Genomic DNA, 19,801 nt, shown 5'->3' on the forward strand with positions numbered 1-19,801 from the left:
GACAGGTCACTCGATTGCCGGCTGCAAAGGAACTCGAGGTGCGAGATTCCTCGAGTGCGTACGAGCGTGAGGCGGACGAGCTTGCCAGTGAGGCGCTCCGATCGGACGCGGGCGTTGGGGCGCTCACGCCGAGCCAAGCAGCCCTGTCCGTCCAGCGGATGCACAAACACGAACTCCTCGAGGTTCTCGACGACGAACTCGAGGAAGACCTCCCCGAGGAGTTCGAGGATGGCCTGCCCGAAGAGATCCTCGAAAAGCTGCCGGAGGCGCTGCGTGAAGGCTACGAGAACGGTCATCCAGCATTTACGCGGGCCTACGAGCGGGAGTTTGACAATNTCCTCGAAAAGCTGCCGGAGGCGCTGCGTGAAGGCTACGAGAACGGTCATCCAGCATTTACGCGGGCCTACGAGCGGGAGTTTGACAATGCGACGTTTCAGGACCTCACCAAATCGGCGTTCCGAAACAGTGAGCGCTGGGGTGAGAAGGGAGAAGTCCACTGGACCTGGGAAGAGGTCGCCAGTTCGATCCTGTTCAACAGTCGGGACGGGATCGAGAACCTCAGCGACCGCGAGCAACGAACGCTGGCGCTCTTCATGAACGAATCCGATGAGATCGCTACGGAGTTCGGAAAAGCGATCGAGCGCCACTGGCAAGGTCTTTCCGGGGGAGACTATCTTAACGAGGCCGTCGAAAATTCGTCTGCTGGGGCAGTAGTCGATCTCTCGCTGGGTCAGCCGTTTATTGCAACCACAGTGGGGGCGATTACCGCGCCTGTCAAAGCGCAACTCGAGTATCAGGTTGATAAGCGCCTCCCGAAGGATTACGAAGAGTACGACGGACTTTCAGGTAAGCGAGAGTTGCTTAGTGATTCATTTGGAGCTCTTACTGGAATTGAAGATGATGAATTTGCGAAAGAGGGTGATAAAGAAACCACGCCTGAAACTAGGCAAACGGAATTTGGGGACAGTAAATACGGCGATCAGATGCAAACTGGTGCGAAGATCGGCACCGAAGACCAGTCGATGGATCCAGAACAGGTCGAAGAAAACCTCCAAGAACTCAGAGCAATACAGAGCGAGGAGTGGGTTGATCTAGGCCAGAGTCAACGTGATGAATACATCAAGACGTTGCAGGAGGTGGGACTGATGTCGCGTGTGCTCGTCGGTACGATGGCATCGATCGATCCGGAAAATGTCAATCGATCGGATCCCGTTGAATATGCAAAAAAGGGCACGACGAGTGCCGGTGTATCAGGAACTACTAGGACAGCAAAGACAGCAGGAGACGATGTCGCTAACTCACGTAACGTTGATCTGGCTGAGGCACTGTCAGATGGTGCATCGAAAGGGAGTATGAAAGGGGTTGCAACAATCCTCACGAAGATAGTTACCGATCGGCTTGGCACTGAAGAGACAATCAAAGCGATAGGAGACAGAATAGAGGAAGACCTTCTGAAAGCTGTGAAAGGAATCAAATCTCAGCCAGAACAGACGCAGGATCCGAAGGAAGCATACGACGAACTCGTCGTCGAACTAATCAAAATACTGGATAAAGAGGAGCGTTTTGAGGATTATGACGAATAACGGATACGAATCGATGGATGCACATATTATCGGAGAAGATTCGGTAGGAATCGCAGTCGAAGTAACTGACTGTATGGGATATACGAATCACGTGTTATTCGACCGGGATGGGGAACTCATTGGTCACGTACACGAACGATTCACAGAAGCAACCCAAACTGATCCAGAGCCCTCCCGAATACTCAAACGGGTACAGTTCCGGGCACGAAACGAGGCTCATCGCCAGACTGAAGCCGATCTTCTCATTCCTGTTCTCGACTGGACCGTCATTGAAGACACCATCGGCATACTCGAATCGTTCGATATTCCACAGATTATGAAATACTTCGAGGATTTTTACGAAGCGATTCAGAATCCGCCCGCCGACAACGTTGCCTATACTGCACTGTTCCTCTTCCTGAACGATAGTCGTGATGAACTTGTTAGACAATCTGATCCAGTAACGTTCTATCACGAAAACGATGACCTCACTCACACTGAGTTTTCTTTCGAGCGCGATCCAGACGCTTATGTTACGATCCCGCCGCTCGAGGAGATATTCGCCTGTGATAAGCGGTTCCGGGACCTTATTGTCCACCAGCTTAAATGTAGAATAAGAGACCTCCACTACATGCAAGGATGCCAACCTCCAGAGAAATATCGGGTCGAGGGGTTAGGGATCAACGATTCTGAAATTGTTTCCTTCAGCGAACAATCAAAATAGATTCATGAAGGCAGAAATCATCGGCACCGAAGACGGCATTATCGGTGTGAAAGTTATCGATCCACGTGGAAATCAACACCTCGTTGAGATTGACGTTGAAGACGAGGATTCCGAAGATCTCCACGCCCAAGAATCGTATCCGCTCGACGCATCGAAGCGAACCCAAGAACAGGAACGTCTCATGAATCAAGTTGCAGCTCGAGCACGATACGAGGCACACACAAAAACAGAGTATGATATTCTTCGACCGAGTTGGTATCCGCCGCACATTGAGCGCGGCATCGAAGCTCTTGAAAATATGTCTGCAGAGAAGTTTGACGCGGCGTTCCGCGAGTATTATCATGCGCTGATCAATCCTGAGAAGACCAGAGAAGAGTACGGGATTACCGAAGGATCAGTTGAATTTCCCGGCGAACCCCAGATCGTATTGATTATGAAAGGGTTCTGTATCGACGACCAGAACGAAGTCGTAAACGTGTTACCTGACATGTATATTTACTACACGAATGACCAAACCGAACAGACGTACACCGCGGGGACATCGGCTAGCTGTTCGGATGAGACGACACAACTTACAGTGATGCTGCCACCGTTCGTGAGCATCTCTGACGATTTCAACTATCCAGAGGACTTTCGCGCCTCGGTAATCAATAATTTGGTCTGCCAAATCCGCGATATTTACCGGAATATGGGTGAGGAGCCGCCTGCAAACGTTGATCTCGAAGGATTTGGAAAGCCTGCCGGCAATTTCGATCCAGATGAGTTCTGAGTTCCGTGTCTATCCCNGGAGCCGCCTGCAAACGTTGATCTCGAAGGATTTGGAAAGCCTGCCGGCAATTTCGATCCAGATGAGTTCTGAGTTCCGTGTCTATCCCCATCACCCGTCGTTCGACTGGGACGGTGAACTCATTGGTCACGTTCAAGACCGATTTACAGCGGAGGGTCAGACTGATCCCCAACCTGCGAAAATACTCGAGCGCATTCAGTTTCGAGCACGCAACGTCGGTCATCACGAGACGGACGCAAACCTCCTCAGCCCCATCTTCGACTGGGTGGTTCTCGACGAGACCATCGATGTCCTCGAGAGTTTTGACCAATCAGCCATCATGGAACACTTCATGGACTTTCTCGAAGCGATTCGGGAGCCTCCCGTTGATGACGTGGAGTTCACCGCCTTGTACCTCCATCTGGATGATGCGAACGAAGAACTGATCTATCAGTCCGATCCCGTGACGTTTTATTTTGAAGATCAGGACCTCGTTCACACCCCGGTTACCCTCGAGCGTGAACCCGACGTGTACGTGACGATCTCACCACTCACACGCCCGTTCGCCTGTGATCATACCTTCCGGGATCTTATCGTCCACCAGATCAAATGCCAGATTCGAGATCTCTACTACAGGCAGGGTGGCCAGCCTCCTGAACAGTACCAGGTTGACGGAATCGGTATTCACGATACTGAACTCGTCCCATTCAAACAGCAAGCACAATAGAACCATGCAAGCAAAAATCGTCGGAATTGAAGAAGGTGTTATTGGTGTCAAAATAATTGATCCCCGTGGAAACACCCATTTGGTTGAAATAGATACCGAAGACGAAGAAGCAAACGACCTTCACGCCCAAGATTCCTATCCTGTCGATTCTTCGAATCTAAGTGAAGAAGAAGAACGTCTTATGGATCAAGTACTTGCACGTGCTAGATATGAAGCCCATTCACAAACAGATTTCAACATTGTCCGTGATGGGTGGGACCCACGACAGTTGCGACGTGGGATCGACGCCCTCGAGAAGATGCCGCTCGACCAGTTCGACGAGGCCTTCCGAGAGTACTACCANCGACGTGGGATCGACGCCCTCGAGAAGATGCCGCTCGACCAGTTCGACGAGGCCTTCCGAGAGTACTACCACGCGCTGATTAATCCAGAGCGAACCAAACAGGAGTACGGGATAACCGAAGGTAAAGTCGAATTCGAGGGAGAACCTCGGATTGCCCTGATCATGAAGGGGTTCTGTATCAACGACGATAACGAAGTTGTCAACGTCCTGCCGGACATGTACATTTACTATTCGAAGGAGGACATCAAGGAGACTTACACGACTGGGACGCCAGCGAGCTGTTCGGAGGGAACCACACAGATCACCCCCATGGTGCCTCCGTTCGTAGAAGTGCCCGAAGACTTCGTCTACCCCGAGGACTTCCGGGGNGTTCGGAGGGAACCACACAGATCACCCCCATGGTGCCTCCGTTCGTAGAAGTGCCCGAAGACTTCGTCTACCCCGAGGACTTCCGGGGCTTCCTGATCAACAACCTCATCTGCCAGATCAGAGACGTGTACCGGAACATGGGTGAAACACCGCCCAAACAGTACGACATCGAAGGATACGGCAAACCAAAAGGGAACTTCGATCGTGACGAGTACTAACGGGAGTCGAGACGCACGACACTCTCCTCAGCACAACTTCGAGTGGGTCGTTCTCGACGAGGCCATCGATGTCCACAAAACTTTCCAAGTGTTTGATAGAATAGCGTAATTCACTGACTCGTCGAACTGCGAAATAGTCATCAAACTGGTGAGTAGTCACCGTTCAACCTATGCATTATAACACATTTTCGGAACCCGTCGTGTTCAGGAAGTCTATAACAGAAACCGGGCCTACTCCGGCGGAGACGGTTGCTCCGGAACAACATCCGACATTGAAACATCACGTAGCGCGTTCATCACCTCGATCGGGTCGGTTGGCTGCTCGACCGACTGGTGAACACAATGCATACACTCGAGTACCCCTTCGATGGCGGCGCTGCGGGTGGAAACGCGAGCGATTGCCTCCGAGAGCGAGCGGTCGCCAAGCGAGTAGCGACAGCGCAGTTCCCAGTAACAACTGAGACCGAAACCGGGGTGAGAGTTCGCTGCGGCGGTTCGATCGGCGACGAGAACGGTTGGCGATTCACGGTGTCGGTACGCGAAACGACCATCGTCGTGCTCAGTAGGACCCCATTCCGGGGGCAGTTGCTCCCACGGAATGGGGTGGTGATCAGGGGGCATAGTTGTCGATAGCGCCACTCGGAGGGGTGTCGGTTCGGCTTGCATTCGCACCCTGCTCTGTAGGGTCCCCCTACGGTGTCAGTTCGCATGACCATCTGCCAGCAGTTCCCAGAGAGCCGGAACTGATCGTCCGACTTTTGTCCTCGCTCGCCTGTAGCACCAGTATGGCAAACACGAACACCGAGTTCGATCCCGAGGCGTTCGAGGACAAGTACGCTAACTACTTCCCCGAGCTCCAGCAGGCCTACAAAAACGCGTTCAACCGAATGAACGACCAGTACGACTCCGAGCTGGTCCACGCAATCGATCAACAGGTGCTGAACGAGAGTGAGCCGTTCTACGTAGGCGACGATGACGACACAGACGGCGAGTTCCGCATCGAACTCCCCGAGAATCCATACGATCGGCTCAGTGGCGTAGTCGCCGACCAAGAGCGATTCGAAGAGGTACTCGAGATCCACGTCGGGGAGATCGAGACCGAACTCGAGCGCGTGTTCGGTCTGGCCTGAGCCAGGGGCAGACTCGCAGGCCCGCCTGAACGACGAGTGATCCCGAGGGAGTGGAATGGGAGTGGCACCGGGTAACGATGCCCGCCAGCGGAAAACGACGGAAGGTTTAGGGAGGTTCGCCCCCAACGCCGATACATGAGTACCGAAACCCAAGGCGGAGACGATCTCGAGGACCGCGTCGCGAACTTCCTGCGACGAAACTTCCCACAGATCCAGATGCACGGTGGTAGCGCAGCGATTCAGGATCTCGACCGCGAGAGCGGCGAGGTCACCATCGCACTCGGTGGTGCCTGCAGTGGCTGTGGTATCTCCCCGATGACGATTCAGGCGATCAAAAGCCGCATGGTCAAGGAGATCCCCGAGATCGAGAAAGTCAACGCCCACACCGGCATGGACGGCGGTGACGACATGGGCGGTGGCATGAGTCCCTCTTTCCCCGGTGAGACCGTCGACGACGACGGCGAAGCCGACGAAGGACCGGAAGCTCCCTTCTAACGCGTCATCCGCCTCGGTGCGATTTCGTCACGGTAACTCGAGACGGCTACCGATTACTGATTTCGACGGCGACACGGCTGACGTTCTTTGTCTACAGACGAATCACGTCGGCATCGTTACGCAGATAGCGTTCTCCAACCAACAGTCGCTAGTCTGAGCGGACACCAGTGCCTCGCTCCCACGTCCGAACCAACGTCGTGAGCACCCGATTCGTCGGTACGTCGACACCGAGAGCCGTTGCTCGATCAACCACGTAGCCGTTGATCGAATCGATTTCAGTTCGTCGACCGGCAGCGACATCCTGGGCCATCGAAGACGTGTTTGCAGCCGTCTCTGTCGCAACGCGGTCCATCGCCGCGACCGCATCCTGCTCGGGCAGAGCAACTCCTGCTGCTCGTGCAACCCGCGCCGTCTCTCGGGCTGCCTCCCTCGCTAGTTCGGCCGCAGGACTGGACGTGACCGCTTCGTTCTTCGTTTCCGTGAGCGCCGTTACCGGATTGATGCCCGCGTTAATAGCGAGTTTGGTCCACAACCGCCGCGGCATGTCCTCGGCAACGACCGTCTCGAGTCCCGCCCGATCGAACGCTGCTCCAATGTTCGTCGCGCGGGTAGCTGAACTCGAGTCACCTGCCTTTGACTCTCCATCGAGAGAACCGAGGACGAGTTCACCGGCCCCCGTACACTTGATGACACCCGGTTCCTGAAGAATCGCGCCGTAGGTCGCTGTTCCCGCCAGAACCGGCGCATCGATCGCAGCGGCGAGTGTCTCCTCGTTTCCCATCCCGTTTTGCAGCGAGAGCACGGCGTCGAACGCGCCGGTTGCGAGCGTCTCGGCTGCCGTCGGCGTATCGAACGACTTGACCGTCACAATCGCGAGGTCAGCCTCGAGTTCCCTGCCGTCCGTCGTCGCGTCGAGCGTGACTGTCTCGTCGAACTCGCCACTGAGTTGGAGTCCGGATTCGCAGATTGCCCTCGCGTGTGGCTCGCGAGCGACGAGTGTCACTGCGTGTTCATCGGCCCGGGCGAGCACGCCGCCAACGAGACTGCCGAGACTACCGGCTCCGAAGACCACAACCTCCATCGTGCGAATTTCGGGACGCCAACGCGATAAAGCTGCTAGTCTTCCGTCCAGTAGTAGAGGTTCTCTCGCTCCGTGCCACAGGAAGGACACTCCTCGGGCAGATCCTGATCAAGGTCACCCATCTCTCCGCATTCGAGACAGCGCCACATCAGGTGTGCTTCACCGAACTCGTGGCCGGAGCGGACGTGTTCGACGCTCAGACCCTCCATCCCGTCGCGAATTGTCACGTAGAAACCGTCTTCGTCGAAGCCACGAACGTCCCCGAGCGGTTCGCCGTCTTCGGTGTAGACCGTCGTGCCGACTCCGAGATGTGAGTTGTCGTATTCGTGTTCGGAACCCATACGCGTGGTAACACTCGAGAGCGCATAAAGCCAGCACGCAGTTTGTGGGGTCTGACAGTCCGGTTTCCGTGAGCGTCGTACTGTGCCGATATACCGCCAATATATTGAGATACGCTATACGAAATAGGATTGGAAACGAGAAAGAGAGCGGGTGCGAGGTGCGGGTGGACTCGAGTAGAAGGCAAGAGCACGCAGGGCGGAGCCAATACGATGCCACCAGAGAACAGTTAGAATCGGACGGAGAGACGATCAAGCCGACCGATACGGTTACATGAAGTCCTCGATACCGGACTGCTTGTTCTTGTCGTTCTCGAAGATGCTCTCGAGTGACTTCTCGAGTACTTCCAGTCGCTGCTTGGTATAGTCCCGGCAGTCGTACTCCTCGGCGACCTCGATTGCCGTCTGCATGTACTTGTTCACCGACCCCTGGTGGACGGTGAGGTTGACGCGTCCGCCACACTCCCGACAGTCGCCGGTCAGTGGCATCCGGCGGAACTTCTCGCCGCAGTCGAGACACCGGGTTTCCTGCCGAGAGAACGCACGCAGGTTGCCGATCAGGTCCGGCAGGAAGTGGTATTCGATGACCCGTTCTGCGACGTCTGTTTCGTCGACGGCAGCGAGTTTCCGCGAGAGTTCGAGTTGGGCGTTCATCTTGTCCATCATCGAGCCCAGGGTCTTGTACGCGGAGAGGTCCGGTCCCATTGCGATGTCTGTCACGTCGTGGGTGTGCTCGAAGCCGGTGTACTCGCCGTCGGTGCCGAGTGTATCCTCGCCGATCTGGATGTCCACATCCTCCGGATCGGCCTGCTCTAAGGTTGCGAGGTAGAACTCGCGGGGGTACTGCGAGACGATGTCCATGTTGTGGGCCTCGTCGTCGATTTCGGAGGGATCGATCCGGGAGGACATGACCAAGGGTGCGTCCATGCGCCCGCCTCGTTTGTCGGGGAGGAAACTTCTACTAAAGTTGAGAAGTCCGTCCATGAGCAGCATGACGCAGTCTTCGTCACCGTCACAATTGCGACGCTTAGCGGCGTGAAAGTACGGATGAGCGTATCCGACCGCTGCGCTCGTGAAACCAATCACTCTCCCGACAGTTGCGGCACTCGTGTGTGGTGCCATGCCGAAGACGAGTTCGCCGACCAGATCCTGACGATCCTCGAGTTCGTAGAACGGCTCGAGGCCGTAGTACTGCTCCAGCAGGTCGTCGATGAAGTCGGCTGTCTGCATCATGTGCTCGGCCGCGCCGTCCGAGAGGACGATGTCCTGCACGTTGAGTTCGACCAGTTGATCCTCGTGGACCAGTGGCTCACCGTGGATATCCTCCTCGTAGCCGAGCGCCTGAAGCTGCCCCACGTCGATATCGAGTTCGTTCGCGCGGACGGACGTGACCGGCAGGTCCGTCATGTCGTAGCGGACGGTGCCGTCTTTGAACGCCGACACGTCGTGTTTGGCGCGCAAGACCCCCTTCTCGATGGGTTCGGGAACCTTGTTCGACGAGGTCAGCCCCTTGACCCCCTTCAGAATCTCGAAGGCGTTCTCGCGCTCGCCGACGGACTCGAGTGCACTCCGGAATTCGTCGTTGATGTCGACCTCGCGGGTCTCGACACAGGTGCCCTCGATCTCACAGCGGCCACACTCGACGCGCCCGGAGTCGTCGGGGTCGAGTGACTGCTCGCAATCGGGACAGCGGTAGTCAGGCTCGGTTCGGGTCTCACAGTCGGGGCAGCGGTTCTTGAACGTCTCCGTGCCACAGCTTGGACACTGCTGGCGGCCGATCTGGATTTCGACGATACCGGGCGTGTCCGACATGGTTTCAGCGTGTTTGGCCGCGTCGGCGACGTTACGCTGTGCGCCGCCGGCCTCGCTGATCGGAAAGAGGGTGTGGACCGGCGGGCTGAGGTCGCGGCGCTCGGATTTCTCCGGACGGCCCATCCGGTTGCCGATGCGAGTGGGCGAGCGTTCTCGAATGTCGAACGGTGCGACCTCGTTGACGGCTTCGACGGCGTTCGAGCCGTCCGGTTGGTCCTCGTGGCCCCAGGTACGAGCGCACTCGGAGAGATCGTCGTCGGACCAGGTGCGCTCGAGTTCGATCGTCGCTGACGGGGTGCTCGCGTCCGGGCCGTCGGGAGAGACGTTCGCGCCAGGAGAGTGCGAGGAGCCGTCGGTCGCCGTCCGGCGGATCTCACAGCCAAGCGACCGCGCGAGCGGCCGCCAGTCGTCGATTTCGATGCGACCGTCGTCCTCGCCGCTGCCCTCGCGCTGGCGGTGTTCGATCACGATCGTCTCGAGTGCCTCGCGTGTGGCCTCGGTGTACTCGAGGACGAGGATGTCTACGCCGCCGCCAGTCTCGTCCAGACGCCGCTCAACCCGCCCCGCCGCCACCGCATCCGCCAACGCACAGAACGCCTCGACCGTGAGGTCGTGCCAGAGGTAGGTGTACATGGGGTGCAGTGGCGCGTTGTACTCGAGTGCCCACTCGATCGCCTCGTCGGGGTCGGGATGTTCGAGGTCGATGCGTGGGTCGTCCTGCAGGGCCTGAATATCCGCGCCAGCAGCCTCTATGTCCTGAATCCACCACTCGGGGGTGTAGGAGGCGGGCGCGAGCGGGTGGTTGTTCTCGACGAACTCGCCGTAGTTGACGAGGTACTCGCCGAGGTCCAGGATTGCTTCGACGCCGTTTCGGATCTCCTTGGCTTCGGCGGGGTCGTCGACCTGTCGAACGTCGCCGTTGGCGAGTTTGACGGTCGGCCCCTCGATGGAGTCGACGGGGACGACGCCGGCGGCCTTGCCGGGTCGTTCGGTCTTGATCTGTGTGCCGGTCGCGAGGAAGTCGTCGACCAGGTGCATCGCGGCGGGGTGGACACCAGCGGTCGCGAAGCCGTGGTTTCTCGCGCGGCCGTAGCGCAGGCGGAAGCCGCCTGCCGCACACGGATGGGAGAAGACCGGCCGGCCGGCGATCAGGTCCCGGAGGAACTTTTCGGATTTGCCGACGCGGGGCGGCCCCTCGTCGTCGTCGCTGTCCTCGTCCGAAGTCTCGTCGTCGGGGTCAACTTCGTCCGTCTCGGCCGCGCCCTCGGCGTCTGTTTCGCTCTCTTCGTCGCTGTCTCCCTCGTCGTTCCCGTCTTCGGTATCCGCGTTGTCCGCGTCTTCGTCGTCCTCCGCATCGGCCGCGTAATTGCCGTCGATCAGATCCTGCAGCCACGGCCAGTCGATCTCGTCGAGATTACGGGTGTAGCGTTGGATTTTGGGGGCCTTGAGCGCAATCCCCTCACCAAGCACGAGACACATCCCACCCCGGGCGCTGTTGGTGTCGACCCGCTCTAGGTCGCGAAAGCCGGAGACCTCCTCGTCGCCGGTCGCCTCCCCGTCCAGCATGATCGGGAGGTGTTTGGCGATGAACTTCGCCTCCTTGTCCTTCGGGCAGTACTGCAGGCCCGTCTCCTTGTCGTAGAGGGCAATCTCCTCGGCGTAGCGCTCGATCTCCTCCTGTCTTGCATCGTACTGCTCGATACCGACGAGCGCGCGGGTGTAGTCTGCGACCAACACGGAGAGCGCCTGTGCTGTCCCACCCGCAGAGCGGATCGGGCCGGCGTAGTAGACGTTAACGAACTCCGTCCCGTCGTCGTTCGTCAGGATCTCGACCCGGTCAATCCCCTCGATCGGCGCTGCGACGACACCCTCCGTGAGCAGGGCAACCGCCGTTCGAACCGCGCCCTCGACCTTGCCGGCTTTCGTCTCGTAGTCACCGACGCGACCCTCCGCGAAATCCTCCGCGAGTTCGAGAGCGGCCTCCTCACGAGACATCTCGCCCTCGAGTTCCCTGACGCGCTCGGCGACGCCATCGATTCCCAGAATGTTCTCGACGCGGTCAGCCATGTCCCGTGCGGTCGGAATCTCGACATCGGGTTCGGGATCGCCGCCGCGTTCTTTGGCTTCTTCGGCGACCTCGAACGCCGCCTCAAGCTGGGACTCAAGTTGCTCGAAGTATCGTTCGTCTTCTGTGCGCATCTCAGAGCCAGAGGTCGAGCTCGGTTGTCTCGTCGTACTCGCGCTCGAGACCCTCCTCAAAGACGCGCATGTGGACCTCGCCGGCCCAGACGGTCGCCTCGTTCAGGTGACCGGCGTAAGTGGTGCCGTCAGGGTCAGAGAGGACGGCATGGGTGTGGGCGAAGCGCTCGTCCGCAAGCAAAGAGATGTTACCGACACAGCTTGCGACCTCGAGTGGCTCGTCGAACTCGATGGGGTAGTACTCACACTCGTCCTGGTCGTAGAACCAGAGTTCGGCGTCCTGGACGGCACCGAGGGCGCTAAACCAGGCGGCGTCGGCCGCGACCTCGTCGGCGAGCGACTCGAGTTCGGCGCGCCAGTCCGCGCCGGTGTCGAGGCGGGCGACGTACTCCGCGTCGGTGTCGACGGCTCGGTAGTTCATACAGCGATACTGTATGTGCCGGTGGAAAAAGGTCACTGTTCCAGTCAGAAGCGGACGGTGGGGCGGTGTATCGGTGCAATTGTGGCGGTGCGTCGGTGGAGAATTGTAGCGTGTGAGGGTGCAATTGTGGCAAGTACTGAACCGAGATTGGAGCGCCGCCGAAGTGCAATTGTGACGCCATCGGAAGTCATGGAGGGAAGTAGTATCGTACAACAGATCACCGACCGTGAGTGTCGCCCGATAAACTAAATGAGCAGAGATGGTCGAGAGGCCGCTAGACTGGCGTCTCACGGTACCACACGTGTCCGATAGTACACAGCAGTGGTGACCGAAGAACAGCAAAAGACGTGTAAAAGCGCATTACCATGGAGTCGCCGTCAGTATCCCCGCTATTCGTCCGGTTTGGGAGGGGATAACAAAGAGTCGATGACTGTGTATATCGACGGGATGGTACGGAAGTTACCAGACGTCAGCCGGCGATACGTTCTTGCGACTGGAACGGCAGTGTCGGCGACGGCCATCGCAGGGTGCATCGGTGGGAACGGTGAGGACGAAAACGGTGAGGAAGACATCATCGATCCCGCAGACTACGACTACGATCGGGAGGAACCCGACGACGAGGACGCTGCTCGTGAGAGCACGATGGAGTATACCCAGGAGCTAGAACGGGACGAAGACTTCGACCCGATCCACTCCAACGACGCCTACAGCGCGCAGGTGTACAACCTCGTGTTCGACGGCCTCTACGAGTGGGACGCCGGCCTCGACTTAGAACCGAAGGTCGCCGTCGACATGCCAGATGTCGAACGCGACGATACACGGTACATCTATGAGATTCACGAAGGGGTCGAGTTCCACAACGGCGAGGAGTTGACCGCAAGCGACGTGGCGCACACCTTCATGGCCTATCAGGAGGAGGACAGCGTCAACGAAGCCCAGTACGACATGATCGAGGAAGCCGAGGCAATAGACGACTACCAGGTGCAGGTCGACCTCGAGCATCCGTACGGGCCGTGGGAACTGCAGACGATGGGGATCTCGATCGTTCCCGAGAGCGAACGAGAGAGTGAGGACGACCGCGAGGAGTTCAACACGAATCCGATCGGTTCCGGCCCGTTCGTCTGGAGCGACTTCGAGTTCAACGAGTACGTTACCCTCGAACGCAACGACGACTACTGGGACGAACCGGAACCGTATCTCCAGGAAATCACGTTCGTCGACAACGTTGACGAAGCGAGTCGAGTCGGCGAGATCCGCGCTGGCGACACCGACGCGATCGCCGACGTTCCCAACGACGACTGGGAGGAACTCGAGGGTGACGACGACGTGCGAGTCCACATCAGTGAGAGCCCGTCGTACATGCACCTGACGTTCAACTGTCGGGATGACGCGCCAACAGGCGATCCCGACGTGCGTCGGGGAATCTGTCACGCGTTTTCGATGACAGATTTCGTCGAGTCGCGTCTCGGAAACGTCGCCCAGCCGCTGTCAGCCCCGATCCCACCGATCACGAACGAGCAGTGGAACTTCCCACTCGATGAGTGGCACGACGAGTACTATCCGGAGTACGATCCAGACCAGGCTGAAGAGTTGCTTGACGGTGCGGTCGACGACGACTGGAGTCCGACGATCGTCGCGCCGGGCGATCATCGCGGCGACCTGGCAGAGCGGATCGTGACCCGTCTCCACGAGATCGGGTACGAGGGTGCCCAGGCCGAGACGCTCGACTTCGGGACGCTGCTCGACCAGACGGTGTACAACGAGGACCCGAGCCCGGACGACTTCCAGGCGTATCTCCTCGGCTGGACTGGTGGACCGGATCCGGACGCCTACATATACAACCTCTACCACGAGAGTCAAGTCGGCGTCAATCAGGCGCACTTCTACGAGGGAAGTGACAGCTTCCACGATGATATCGCCGAGGCCCGCGAGTTGGCAAACCAAGACGAACGGTATGAACTCTACGAGGGAGTGATGCTCGAAATCTTAGAAGAGTTGCCGTCGCTCCCGGCGTACTCGTTCCACAACACGATGGCCGCGGACGAACACGTCCGAGATCTGCACGCCCATCCGATGGTTCAGCAGAACCCGCGCCCCGTTTCCGAGTACGGCAACGTCTGGATCGACAACTGATCCGAGACTGTCTCGGTCGCGGGCTAAACTAAGGCCGGAACAGTGGGCCGAGGATGGTTTGGGCCGGTCTGAAGTGTCCAGACTGGTCCGAACCGGTCTGTGGATGATCCGAACTGACTCGACAGGCCCCGGCTGGCTCCCCCACTCGGATCCGAGACGGCTGCGCCAGAGCCGAACCCAAATCCGGACACACCGAGGGAGAGATCGGAGCACGACCAGGAATTGCAGTGGGACTCGAACGACACTGGAACTCGACTACGAACGACACCATCACCGACACCGCTATCGCACTCACATGGGACTCCTACGATACACAGCATTTCGCGTGATTCAGGCAATCCCCGTCCTGATTGGGATCACCGTCATCACGTTTATCCTCGCGAATCTCGCACCCGGCGACCCCGTCCGGCTCATGCTACAGGGCCAGGAGGTCGACCAGGAGGTGATCGAGCGCGTCGAGCGCCAGTACGGCCTCGATCGACCGCTCCACGAACGGTACGTCACCTACATGGCCAACCTCGTGCAGGGCGACCTCGGCCACAGTATCCACCGGGACCGCCCGGTCACCGAACTGATGATCCAGCGCGCCGGCCCGACGCTCCTGCTCGTTATCTCCGCGTACGCCTTCGCGCTCGCAACCGCAATCCCGCTCGGGATCATCGCCGCAACCCGACGAAACGAGCCGACCGACCACGTCTCACGTATCGTCGCGCTCATCGGCGTCAGCACCCCCTCGTTCTGGATCGGCATCATGCTGATCCTGATCTTCGCGATTCAGCTCGGGTGGCTGCCCTCGAGTGGACTCGTCTATCCGTGGCGCAGTCCGGATCACTACGGCTACAGCGGGTATCTCGAGTTAGCGTTCCAGACGATACGCCATTTACTGTTGCCGATGGTCGCACTGGGGACGTTGCAGATGGCGACGCTGATGCGCGTCGAGCGCACGCAGATGATCGAGTCGTTGCAGGGAGAGTACGTCAAACTCGCACGAGCGTACGGTGTGCCGGAGCGGACGATTCTGCGAAAGCATGCCTTCCAGGTCGCCCAACTCCCGATCATCACGATCGTCGGGCTCAACCTCTCGACGGCGCTCGGCGGTGCCGTACTCATCGAGTACGTGTTCAACATCAACGGGATGGGACGGCTGTTCCTGGAGGCGATTCAGAGTCTCGACTATCAACTGATCATGGGGATCACGATCGTGATTGGTGCGATGTTCGTCATCGGTGTGATCATCACGGACATCTCCTACGCCTACATCGACCCCAGAGTGACCTACGGAGATCGTGACTGAACATGCGACGAGACAGTATCACGACCGTCGGTGGAAGCGGCTCAAGAACGATTTGGGATAGTGTCCGAGACAGCGCCAGCGAATCCGGAGGTGTCTGACCATGGCGATTGGCGAGGGACAGATGGACACTGACGCCGGCGGACCATCTGAGGATGTCGAAGCCAAATTCGGCTGGCGCTACACGTTCGCGAAGGTGATGCAAGATACGACTGCGCGATGGGGGCTGTACGTCGTCGCTGTCGTGCTGTTGATCTCGGCGTACACGGTTGTCGACAGCAACCTCTCGCGGCTTACGTTCGGCGCGATGTCGGACTTCACGTTTGCTGAGACGTTACCGATCTTCGATCATCCGGAGCGGATCCCGCCGCCTGGACAGGGTGAGGGGAACGTCCCACCGGTGTTTCACGCCGACGGGTCGATGAGCAATCCGCTCGGAACCGACCCGAGCGGCCGTGATTACTTCACCAGAATCGTCTACGGCGCGCAGGTGTCCGTCAGCGTCGGCATCGCCTCGACGCTGATTGGCTTCGTCGGCGGAACGATCATCGGCGCGGTCTCCGGCTTCTACGGCGGACGTATCGACGATCTGCTCATGCGAATGGTCGAAACCGTCTACGCGATCCCCCCGCTGATCCTCATCATCGTCTTCACGGTGTTCGTCAGCGGCGGCACGCCGGATATTACCTACGCGATTATCGGCGTCGGGATTACGTTCATTCCCGTCTTTGCACGGATCATCCGCAGCGAGGTGCTCTCGGTACGCGAGATGGACTACATCGAGGCGGCGAAGGCGTCGGGTGTGAAGAATCGAAACATCATCCTCAGACACGTAATTCCGAACAGCTTCGCGCCCGTGCTGGTCTACGCGACGTTACAGATCGGCGTCACGATTCTCATCGTTGCCGGCCTCTCGTTCCTCGGCTACGGCGCACAGCCGCCGACGCCCGACTGGGGACAGATGCTCAACGTCTCACACGGCTACATGCACTCGAACGTCTGGCTCTCGATCTGGCCCGGCCTGGCAATCTTGGTCACGATTATGGGCTTCAACCTGTTCGGCGACGGCCTGCAGGACGCACTCGACCCACGAATCGACGACTAACAGTGACTACCCACGACAATGGAACCGAGACTGACCGACGACTGAACCGATCACGAAACCACACGACACCGCACGACACTTCCAACACTGCACGATCACAACACCGACGATGACGATACCACCCCACCAATGAGCGCAGAACCACTCCTTCGCGTCGAGGACCTCAAGACCCAGTTCTTCACGGATGCAGGAACAGTACGTGCAGTCGACGGCATCTCCTTCGAGGTCTACGAGGGCGAGATCGTCGGCCTCGTCGGCGAGAGCGGTGCCGGCAAGAGCGTCGCCTCGATGAGTCTCCTCCGCCTCGTCGAATCGCCAGGAGAGATCGTCGGCGGCGAAATTACCTACAAGGGCGAAACGATCTTCGGGCTCGAGGAGGGTCCCGACGGCGAACTCCATGAACACGAGAACATGCTTTCGAACGAAGAGATGCGCACGCGCATCCGGGGTAACGAAATCGCCGTCATCTTTCAGGACCCGATGGAGTCGCTCAACCCCGTCTTCACCGTCGGCAGTCAACTCCGCGAGTTCATCGAACTCAATCGCGACCTACCGAACGGCGAGGCACGCCAAGAGGCGATCGACATGCTCCGCGAGGTGGGTATTCCCGACCCCGAAGAGCGCTACGAGGAGTATCCCCACCAGTTCTCCGGCGGGATGCGACAGCGGGTGCTCATCGCAATGGCGCTGGCCTGTGAACCCAGTCTCATCATCGCCGACGAGCCGACGACGGCGCTCGACGTAACGGTGGAGGGACAGATCATCGACCTGGTCGACGAACTCCAGCAGAAGTACGATACGAGCTTTATCTGGGTCACCCACGACATGGGTGTTGTCGCCGAAATCTGTGACCGCGTGAACGTGATGTACCTCGGCGAAATCGTCGAGCAAGCGCCGGTCGACGAACTGTTCTACGACACCAAACACCCCTACACCGACGCGCTGCTGGACTCGATGCCACGGCCCGACCGAACCGTCGAGGAACTCGACCCGATCACGGGCGTGATGCCGGAGGCGATCAGTCCGCCGTCTGGCTGTCGGTTCCATCCGCGCTGTCCCGACGCACGAGAAGCGTGCAAGCGCATCCATCCCGAGAACAGAGAGGTCGCACGCGCCGAGGGCCACCCACACCGCGCCGCCTGTATCAAGCACGATGTCTTCGGTTCGGACTACGAGGAGAGTGCCCCACTCGAGAACGGTGCGAGAGGCGACCAGCAGCTCCCCGCAAGCGCGGTCGACAGCGCCAGCGGCGAGAGCGAGCGAACTGATGGAGGTGAACACAATGAGTGAGCGTACGTCGGGGCCCGACACCGGCACCGGAAACGACATGAGCGAGGCCGGCCAGTTCGGCTCGGAGATGTCCGGCGAAACCATCCCCTACGGCGAGCCACTCGTCCAAATCGAGGGGTTGAAAAAATACTTCAACCAGAGCTCCGGCCTGTTCTCGAGTGTCTCCCTCGATACGAGCCAGTTCCCGCCGATCAGCGTCGGCGAGGAGCGGGTCAAGGCCGTGGACGACGTGACCTTCGACATTCGCCGCGGCGAGACGCTCGGCCTTGTCGGCGAGTCGGGCTGTGGAAAGAGCACGCTCGGCCGGACGATTCTGCGTCTGCTCGAGCCGACCGCGGGGCGGATTTCGTTCAAAGGTGAGGATCTCGCGACGCTCAGCGGCGAGAATCTGCGGACGAAACGCTCGGAGATCCAGATGATCTTCCAGGATCCGCAGGCCTCGCTGGATCCACGGCTGACGATCGGCCAGATCATCGAGGAGCCGATGCGCGCCCACGGGATGCTCGACGACGAGGGGCGCGAGGCCAGATCGAAGGACCTCCTCGAGCGCGTCGGGCTCGACCCACACCACTACAACCGGTATCCCCACGCCTTCTCCGGCGGCCAGCGCCAGCGGGTCAACCTCGCCCGCGCGCTGTCGGTTAACCCGGACTTCATCGTCTGTGACGAACCAGTCTCCGCGCTCGACGTCTCGATTCAAGCGCAGGTGCTGAACACGATGGAGCGTCTGCAGGATGAGTTCGGACTCACCTACCTCTTCATCGCCCACGACCTCTCTGTCATCCGCCACATCTCCGACCGGGTCGCGGTGATGTACCTCGGGAACATCGTCGAACTCGCCGACAAGGAGGAACTCTTCGAGAATCCACAGCACCCCTACACGAAGGCGCTACTCGAGTCCATCCCGGTTCCCGACCCCCGGGAGACTGGCGCACGGGGGGTACTTGAGGGCGAGGTGCCGAGTCCGATCGATCCACCCTCGGGGTGTCGGTTCCGAACGCGGTGTCCACGGCTGATCGCGCCCGAGACCTACGACTGGACCGACGAGGAGTGGGCGCAGACGCGGGCGTTCATGCGGGCAGTCAAGCGCCGGACGTTCGAGCCGATGACGGCCGCCGAGTTGCGCGCCGATTTCTTCGGTGGGACGCTCCCACAGGGCGAACCCGGCCGAATCGTCGAGGAGGCCATCGAACTCATCGCGACGGATCACGAGTCAGCCACTGAGGTGACGCAGACGGGACAGCAAGGCGAGACGGCCACCGACGGCGGACAGGCGACTGCTGGCGGTGGTCAATCGCCAGTGGTCGCCTGGCAGTCTGCGACGACGTTGCTACTCGAGTCCTTCGCCGAGCAGAGTATCTGTGCGCGAGAGCGACCGGCCTACGAGATCGAGCCGGAGTACGGCGGCGAGTCGCATTTCACTGCCTGCCATTTACATCGGTGAGGTGGGTGGATCTGGCAGTGTGGCGAGTACCACTCACAATTCACACACATAACGTTAGATCAGTTACCTCATAAGTAGTTATTTCTGAGAGTTCGTATTGAACACCATCTATGCCCCAAACACCTGTATTCGTTCACAGATAGGAGAAATACATGTATGATAAACACATGATCTTCCATATTATAAACACTTATGTGGTCGCCATTACTATTAACTCATGAATGAGTAAGATCCTCGCTACGGTTGCCGCCTGTAACCGCACGGTCGCAAAGGCTCGACGAACAGTCCGACACTCCCCGGAGTTCGGTGACGATACCCTGTCTCTTATACACATCTCTGATGGCGCGAGGGAG

The 19,801-nt window shown here is 58.9% G+C and carries 15 protein-coding genes and 1 pseudogene; 11 read left to right on the plus strand and 5 right to left on the minus strand.

From position 1 onward, the window contains the following. Positions 1-1,572: 1,572 nt before the first annotated feature. The 4 genes and pseudogenes from C482_RS20255 (at position 1,573) to C482_RS22005 (ending at position 4,709) form a co-directional block, all read left to right on the plus strand. Positions 1,573-2,286 (plus strand): hypothetical protein, encoded by a 714-nt coding sequence (locus tag C482_RS20255; protein ID WP_193787736.1) that lies wholly within the window; start codon positions 1,573-1,575, stop codon positions 2,284-2,286. 4 nt (positions 2,287-2,290) lie between these two features. Then, positions 2,291-3,055, plus strand: a complete 765-nt coding sequence (locus tag C482_RS03705) for a hypothetical protein (RefSeq protein WP_006166134.1) — start codon at positions 2,291-2,293, stop codon at positions 3,053-3,055. A gap of 79 nt (positions 3,056-3,134) precedes the next feature. Beyond that, positions 3,135-3,779 carry a hypothetical protein gene (locus C482_RS22000; protein ID WP_049896457.1) on the plus strand — a complete coding sequence of 215 codons (645 nt, stop codon included), beginning with the start codon at positions 3,135-3,137 and terminating at the stop codon, positions 3,777-3,779. A 4-nt stretch (positions 3,780-3,783) separates the two neighbouring features. Beyond that, positions 3,784-4,709: pseudogene (locus tag C482_RS22005) on the plus strand (hypothetical protein). Positions 4,710-4,940: 231 nt separating this feature from the next. Here the strand turns inward: C482_RS22005 and C482_RS03720 are convergent. Then, positions 4,941-5,330, minus strand: a complete 390-nt coding sequence (locus C482_RS03720) for a hypothetical protein (RefSeq protein ID WP_006166136.1) — start codon at positions 5,328-5,330, stop codon at positions 4,941-4,943. Between the two features lie 164 nt (positions 5,331-5,494). On the opposite strand from C482_RS03720, the gene C482_RS03725 reads away from it, so the two are divergent. Together C482_RS03725 and C482_RS03730 are read left to right on the plus strand one after the other, a co-directional pair. Further along, on the plus strand, positions 5,495-5,839 hold the full coding sequence (locus tag C482_RS03725) for a DUF5783 family protein (RefSeq protein WP_006166137.1): 345 nt from the start codon (positions 5,495-5,497) through the stop codon (positions 5,837-5,839). Between the two features lie 135 nt (positions 5,840-5,974). Next, positions 5,975-6,334, plus strand: coding sequence for a NifU family protein (locus C482_RS03730; protein WP_006166138.1), 360 nt, complete (start codon positions 5,975-5,977; stop codon positions 6,332-6,334). A 148-nt stretch (positions 6,335-6,482) separates the two neighbouring features. Here the strand turns inward: C482_RS03730 and C482_RS03735 are convergent, their stop codons facing one another. The 4 genes from C482_RS03735 to C482_RS03750 all read right to left on the minus strand — a co-directional run bounded on the left by C482_RS03735 (position 6,483) and on the right by C482_RS03750 (position 12,185). Next, positions 6,483-7,415, minus strand: a complete 933-nt coding sequence (locus C482_RS03735) for a ketopantoate reductase family protein (protein WP_006166139.1) — start codon at positions 7,413-7,415, stop codon at positions 6,483-6,485. 35 nt (positions 7,416-7,450) lie between these two features. Continuing rightward, positions 7,451-7,756 (minus strand): DUF7130 family rubredoxin-like protein, encoded by a 306-nt coding sequence (locus tag C482_RS03740; protein WP_006166140.1) that lies wholly within the window; start codon positions 7,754-7,756, stop codon positions 7,451-7,453. 267 nt (positions 7,757-8,023) lie between these two features. Beyond that, positions 8,024-11,764, minus strand: coding sequence for a DNA polymerase II large subunit (locus C482_RS03745; RefSeq protein ID WP_006166141.1), 3,741 nt, complete (start codon positions 11,762-11,764; stop codon positions 8,024-8,026). 1 nt (position 11,765) lies between these two features. After that, positions 11,766-12,185, minus strand: coding sequence for a PPC domain-containing DNA-binding protein (locus C482_RS03750; RefSeq protein WP_006166142.1), 420 nt, complete (start codon positions 12,183-12,185; stop codon positions 11,766-11,768). A 426-nt stretch (positions 12,186-12,611) separates the two neighbouring features. On the opposite strand from C482_RS03750, the gene C482_RS03755 reads away from it, so the two are divergent. The 5 genes from C482_RS03755 to C482_RS03775 all read left to right on the plus strand — a co-directional run bounded on the left by C482_RS03755 (position 12,612) and on the right by C482_RS03775 (position 19,448). Then, positions 12,612-14,318 carry an ABC transporter substrate-binding protein gene (locus C482_RS03755; RefSeq protein ID WP_006166143.1) on the plus strand — a complete coding sequence of 569 codons (1,707 nt, stop codon included), beginning with the start codon at positions 12,612-12,614 and terminating at the stop codon, positions 14,316-14,318. 295 nt (positions 14,319-14,613) lie between these two features. After that, a complete protein-coding gene (locus C482_RS03760) occupies positions 14,614-15,612 on the plus strand; it encodes an ABC transporter permease (protein ID WP_049896456.1) in 999 nt (332 codons plus the stop codon). A gap of 100 nt (positions 15,613-15,712) precedes the next feature. Then, complete coding sequence (locus C482_RS03765; protein WP_006166145.1) at positions 15,713-16,714, plus strand: ABC transporter permease; 1,002 nt, start codon at positions 15,713-15,715, stop codon at positions 16,712-16,714. Positions 16,715-16,843: 129 nt separating this feature from the next. Then, positions 16,844-18,004 carry an ABC transporter ATP-binding protein gene (locus tag C482_RS03770; protein ID WP_006166146.1) on the plus strand — a complete coding sequence of 387 codons (1,161 nt, stop codon included), beginning with the start codon at positions 16,844-16,846 and terminating at the stop codon, positions 18,002-18,004. A gap of 37 nt (positions 18,005-18,041) precedes the next feature. Then, positions 18,042-19,448 carry an ABC transporter ATP-binding protein gene (locus C482_RS03775; protein ID WP_049896459.1) on the plus strand — a complete coding sequence of 469 codons (1,407 nt, stop codon included), beginning with the start codon at positions 18,042-18,044 and terminating at the stop codon, positions 19,446-19,448. Positions 19,449-19,801: the final 353 nt, after the last annotated feature.

It is taken from the genome of Natrialba chahannaoensis JCM 10990, assembly GCF_000337135.1.
GTDB lineage: Archaea > Halobacteriota > Halobacteria > Halobacteriales > Natrialbaceae > Natrialba > Natrialba chahannaoensis.